Annotated in this window: 8 protein-coding genes; 7 read left to right on the forward strand and 1 reads right to left on the reverse strand. The window is 47.7% G+C overall.

Annotated features, from left to right (window positions below; translation table 11 throughout):
- From B3D59_RS02170 to B3D59_RS02200, 7 genes are all read left to right on the forward strand, one after another.
- A partial coding sequence (locus tag B3D59_RS02170) for a response regulator transcription factor (protein WP_286817441.1) occupies positions 1–583 on the forward strand: 583 nt, incomplete at its 5' end.
- Entirely contained in the window at positions 576–2,048 is a 1,473-nt protein-coding gene (locus B3D59_RS02175) for a sensor histidine kinase (protein ID WP_286817443.1), read from the forward strand. The genes B3D59_RS02170 and B3D59_RS02175, both read left to right, overlap by 8 nt.
- Before the next feature lie 283 nt (positions 2,049–2,331).
- Positions 2,332–3,288, forward strand: coding sequence for a peptide-methionine (R)-S-oxide reductase MsrB (msrB, locus tag B3D59_RS02180; protein WP_349676853.1), 957 nt, complete (start codon positions 2,332–2,334; stop codon positions 3,286–3,288).
- A gap of 359 nt (positions 3,289–3,647) precedes the next feature.
- Entirely contained in the window at positions 3,648–4,007 is a 360-nt protein-coding gene (locus B3D59_RS02185) for a DNA translocase FtsK (RefSeq protein ID WP_286817445.1), read from the forward strand.
- Between the two features lie 129 nt (positions 4,008–4,136).
- Complete coding sequence (locus B3D59_RS02190; protein ID WP_286817446.1) at positions 4,137–4,409, forward strand: site-specific integrase; 273 nt, start codon at positions 4,137–4,139, stop codon at positions 4,407–4,409.
- Between the two features lie 19 nt (positions 4,410–4,428).
- Complete coding sequence (locus B3D59_RS02195; RefSeq protein WP_286817447.1) at positions 4,429–4,776, forward strand: tyrosine-type recombinase/integrase; 348 nt, start codon at positions 4,429–4,431, stop codon at positions 4,774–4,776.
- Positions 4,701–5,036, forward strand: coding sequence for a tyrosine-type recombinase/integrase (locus tag B3D59_RS02200; RefSeq protein WP_286817448.1), 336 nt, complete (start codon positions 4,701–4,703; stop codon positions 5,034–5,036). The genes B3D59_RS02195 and B3D59_RS02200 overlap by 76 nt, the downstream gene beginning before the upstream one ends.
- 153 nt (positions 5,037–5,189) lie before the next feature.
- Here the strand turns inward: B3D59_RS02200 and B3D59_RS02205 are convergent.
- Positions 5,190–5,375: hypothetical protein (locus B3D59_RS02205; RefSeq protein ID WP_286817449.1), on the reverse strand; the 186-nt coding region annotated here is incomplete at its 5' end.

Raw genomic sequence — 5,375 nt, forward strand, 5'->3', positions numbered from 1 at the left:
GGGTTACGATCTCATCGTCCTGGACATTATGCTGCCGGGCATGGACGGCATCGAGATTCTTAAAAGCATTCGGGGCATGGGCCTGGTCATTCCAGTGCTCATGCTGACCTCGAAGTCTTCCGAGATCGACAGGATTCTCGGTATAGAACTCGGGGCGGATGACTATATTACCAAGCCCTTTTCCATCCGGGAACTCGTTGCCCGGATCAAATCCATATTCCGGCGTATGGAAAACCTCTCCGTCATGAAGAAGAGCGCGTCAGAATACATCATCCAGGCCGGGGGGCTCGTCATTGATCCCGAAAAACGCAAGGTCACCGTTGCAGGGAAGCATGTGGATCTTACGGCAAAGGAGTACGAGCTTCTCACCTTTTTTGCCCGCCATCCAAGCCGGGTGTTTAACCGGTCCCAGCTTCTGGAAAATGTCTGGGGATACGGCCACGACGGCTACGACCATACCGTCAACTCCAATATCAACCGTCTGCGGGCCAAAATAGAATCCGACCCGGCCAATCCGCAGTATATCTTGACGGTCTGGGGGGTAGGATATAAATTTACGGAGACGGATGAGGCTGATGTTTAATTCTTTGTACTCCAAAATTGCCGCAGGCCTGGCCGCCCTCTTTTTTGTGGTGGGCCTGATTTTTATCGGGGTGACCGTCTTTGCAACAGATATGTACCAGCAGGAGGTGAACCAGAAGCTGAACACGGGCCTGGCCCGACAAATCGTCAAAGAGCGGATTCTCATGGAAGAGGGTTGGGTGAATCAGAAGGCGCTCAGGGATATCTTCCACATGCTCATGGTCATCAACCCCGGTATTGAGATCTACCTTCTGGATGTTGATGGGAACATCCTGACCTTTTCCGCCCCCGAAGGCAGGGTCAAGCGCAGCAAAGTGAACCTCGCCCCTGTAAAGCAATGGCTGGACGGCACTATGACCCCGCCGGTTCAGGGGGATGACCCCAAAAACCTTACCGAAAAAAAAGTCTTTTCAGCGGCACCCATTGAACGAAACGGCATCCTTGAGGGCTACCTCTACGTCATTTTGGGCGGGGAGGAATACGATTCCGTTGCCCAAAAACTCAAAGGCAGCTATATACTCCAGCTCTCGGCCTGGATGATCGGGGCAGGTCTCCTCTTTGCTCTGGCCGCTGGTCTGGTCCTCTTCGGCCTTCTCACCGGGCGGCTGAAAAAACTTGCCGCCGTCATGGAGGCTTTTGAAGGAGGAACTGCAGGGGTTGATGTCGATCTGCCCAGGGGCCAGGGACCGCCCGATGAAATTGACCGGCTGAGCACCACTTTCAGGGAGATGGCTGCCCGGATCAAGGCCCAGATGGCGGAGCTGAAGGCCTCTGAGCAGATGCGGCGGGAGCTGGTTGCCAATGTCTCCCATGACCTGCGTACCCCTCTGGCCACCCTGCAGGGGTATATCGAAACCCTGCTCATCAAGGAGAATCAATACTCTGCCGAAGAACGGCACCACTACCTTGAGATTGCCATCCGCCACTGTCGCCGCCTCAACACCCTGGTCACGGAACTGCTTGACCTGGCCCGCCTGGAGTCCGCCCACATGGATCTTTTTCCGGAACCCTTTGACCTCAGGGAGCTGATCCAGGATATCTGTCAGAAATTTACCCTTGCCGCAGAACAAAAAGAGATTGAACTGAGCCTGAGTTTCGAAAAGACCGTTCCCTTGGTTGAGGCGGACATCGCTCTGATTGAGAGGGCCCTGGAAAATCTTATTGAAAACGCCTTGCACTATACCCCGGCAAAGGGCAGGGTGTCTGTTGCGGTTTCCTTGGAAACCGAGGTAATGATCCGGATCAGCGACACAGGCCCGGGCATCCCTGAAAAAGAGCTGCCCCATATTTTCAACCGCTTCTACCAGTCCGATCCGTTTAGCAGAAAAAAAGATGGGCACACTGGCCTGGGCCTTGCCATTACCTCCAGGATTCTCCAACTCCACGACCGAGAGATTCAGGTTGAAAGTCAAGCGGGCAGGGGGAGCTGTTTTTCCTTTTCCCTGCCCCCGTGGCAGCGGTCCTAATAAAATTCAATGCCGGGGTAAAGCCCCCCATGGTCGATTTTTTGTGATAAACTTGTGACCTTTGACCGATCTATCTGTGATGTTATCTTTCTAACATAAGGGGTAAGGAAACCCAAAACCCTTAGAAAGGAGATTTGCCATGAAATCCAAACAGATCATTCTAACCCTTACGACCCTCACCCTGTTCATCGCCCTTGGATTCTATGCCTTTGCAGGCATGGAAGGGGAGGTGAAAGAGGACGCCATTAAAAAAGAGGGGTCCGGAAACATGATGGACGATAATATGATGAAACCCGAGATTGCCACCTTTGCCGGAGGCTGCTTCTGGTGTATGGAGGCGGACTTTGAAAAAGTCAAGGGCGTCCAAAAGGTGATTTCAGGATACACCGGCTGTCATAAGCCCCATCCCTCATATAAAGAGGTCTCCAGCGGCGGCACAGGCCACACCGAGGCCATTCAGGTCTATTTCGACCCAGAGGTGGTAACCTATAAGGAACTTCTGGACTACTTCTGGCGCCACATCAATCCCACGGATGCCGGCGGACAGTTTGTGGACCGGGGCAATCAGTACCGCTCTGAAATCTTTTACCACACCGACAGGCAAAAGATGGAGGCCGCGGCTTCCAAAAAGGACCTGTTATCCGCCATGGTCTTTGACAAGCCCATTGTCACCCGGATCACGAAGGTTGAGACCTTCTATCCTGCCGAGGCGTACCATCAGGACTATTATAAAAAAAACCCCATCAGCTACAAATACTACCGGTGGAATTCGGGTCGGGATCAGTTTATCGAAAAGGCCTGGAAAGACACGCACATGAAAAAAGACGGGATGAAAGCGGCGTGGACGCGCCCCTCAGATGCCGCCATCAAAAAAATGTTGTCCCCCATGCAGTATAAAATCACCCAGCACAAAGGCACGGAACGCCCCTTTGAGAATGCATACTGGGACAATAAAAAAGAGGGGATTTATGTGGATATCGTATCCGGAGAACCATTGTTCTCATCAACGGATAAATTCAAGTCCGGTACAGGCTGGCCCAGTTTCACCCGACCCCTGGAGCCGGAGTATATCGTTGAAAAGACGGACAAAAGTCTGTTCATGACACGCACCGAGGTCAGAAGCAAGGTTGCCGATTCCCACCTGGGCCATGTGTTTGGCGATGGTCCAGCTCCCACGGGCCTTCGGTACTGCATTAATTCAGGTGCCTTGAAGTTCATCCCCAAAGACAAACTGGCCTAAGCGGGATATGAAAGGTACGCAAAGCTCTTCTAATCCGATCCGAGTCCTTGATCCCTCAAAAAGCCCGGCAGCATGTGGCTGCCGGGCTTTTTGTTGGAAAGACTAAATAAATATTAATTTTTATTTACACCAAATTGTTTAGTTCTATTGAAACAACGTATTTATAGGTGTTTGGGACTGATGACAACTTGACATAAAATCATAATAACTTGAATTATTACTATTTGGTATGAATTCTGCTGTATGGGGTGTTACATGGCTTTAATGCTTCTTAGTGTACTGATTTTACAATACTTTTTTATTAATCCGTACTTATTAAGATGTTATTTTCTACGATAGAATCTGAAATCACTGAACTCTTGGAGGTTCTTTATGTCGTTTTAAAGACTATCGAAACGTTAGTTGATGAAGACTTCCCGGATCTCAGTCATGATGTCAGGGAAAGATTTTTAGATGTCCAATTAAAGTTTGATAGTGTCTCTAAATTGTTCAACTATCAACAATTTAATGGTCGGGATTATTCAAGAGCCGTGAATATAGTCAAGAATCGTGGTTATGCCTCAATTTCCGAATTATCCAGGGAACTGGGAATTATTTACAAACAATCAGTAGAGATGATTAATGAAATGGAACGACAGGGAATTGTCAAGACTCTTGACCAGGAAAGGGCCGTTAAAGGCATTAGAACTTATAATTATGGTTATAAGCAAAACGAATAGTATTTTTTTTCCGGGATTTGATTATGTTTCCTTCAATGTCACGGGGGGCCGGTCATGTCCACCTACCACCCTTAGGCGCTTGTGAACACTCTACTCTGAAACATAAAGCTTACGCAGGAATAGACCGTTATGATTCTTGATGACTATCTGATTATTCTGGAAGCTGAAAAAGGGTATTCTGCCCATACGCTTCGTGCCTATTTTACGGATATAAAAAGCTTTATCCTTTTTTATCTGGAGACTTGCAACTGCAGGGATGAAAACTGGCAACAGGCATTTGAAAAAACGGTCCAACAGGTAGACAAGATGATCTTGCGCAGATATCTTGCAGCCCAGACTGCCTTAAAAAAAAGTAAAAAAACCCTTTCAAGGCGTCTATCCGCATTAAAATCTTTTTTTTGATTACCTGGTCAGATCCGGGATGATTTCGTTAAATCCTGCTGATGCCATCCCTTTTCCAAAACTTGAGCAAACCCTTCCCAAGACCATGAGAATTGATGATATTTTCAGGCTGTTGGACACCATGAAAAGAGATTCCTGGATGGACAGACGCAATCTTGCCATGTTTGAGACTTTTTATTCCACGGGCATACGAATCGGTGAGCTTCACATGCTCAATATCCAGGATATTGATTTTAATGCCGGACTGATCCGGGTCATAGGCAAAGGAAACAAAACGCGCACATCATACCAGTGGGCAAAAGTGCCCTTGATGCCATCCAAACCTACCGGGCTGATCTTAAGAAAAATTATTCTGCCGTATTTTTAAATAAAAATTTTGGAAGGCTTGGCAGGCGGTCCATTCGACGTATTCTGGATAAGGTGGTCTTGGAATGCGGGTTAGGCTTAAAAATATCACCCCACACCTTACGGCATACCTTTGCCACTCATATGCTGGATTCCGGTGCAGATCTTCGGGGTATTCAGGAGATATTGGGCCATGCCAGCCTGTCTACTACCCAGGTGTACACTCATGTGAGCATGGATCGCCTGATGGCGGTGTACGACAAAGCCCATCCACGAAGTTAGGGCGATTGGCTTTAATTACATCAATGGGGCGGCGGTTTTGAAAATTTTGATACGGATGGCGGCTGTATTTGGCCGCCCTTTAAAACAATCCACAACAGACTCAACTGCGAGTGTCTGATAAGCCTGCTTTTTAAATTTTAGCTTCATTTTAAATCACTTAGCATATTTTATTCTGCATTTATTCTGCAAAACATGTATTTTATTCTGCAATTTTCCATTGGGGGGTCTTTTTAGAACCCTCGTTTTGAATTTTTCCTGATCTTCGAAGTTTCGTAAGAAGATTGGCAATTTTTTTCTTTTTTTGTTCATTATCCAACTCCCCATTCGCTCATTTGATAT

The sequence above is a fragment of the Desulfobacter sp. UBA2225 genome, assembly GCF_002348205.1.
GTDB lineage: Bacteria > Desulfobacterota > Desulfobacteria > Desulfobacterales > Desulfobacteraceae > Desulfobacter > Desulfobacter postgatei.

Excerpts from the sequence above, each read along its gene's own strand:
- msrB (WP_349676853.1), top strand. The coding sequence starts at position 2,332 with ATGATGAAACCCGAGATTGCCACCTTTGCCGGAGGCTGCTTCTGGTGT.
- B3D59_RS02190 (WP_286817446.1), top strand. The coding sequence starts at position 4,137 with ATGATTCTTGATGACTATCTGATTATTCTGGAAGCTGAAAAAGGGTAT.
- B3D59_RS02175 (WP_286817443.1), top strand. The coding sequence starts at position 576 with ATGTTTAATTCTTTGTACTCCAAAATTGCCGCAGGCCTGGCCGCCCTC.
- B3D59_RS02195 (WP_286817447.1), top strand. The coding sequence starts at position 4,429 with ATGATTTCGTTAAATCCTGCTGATGCCATCCCTTTTCCAAAACTTGAG.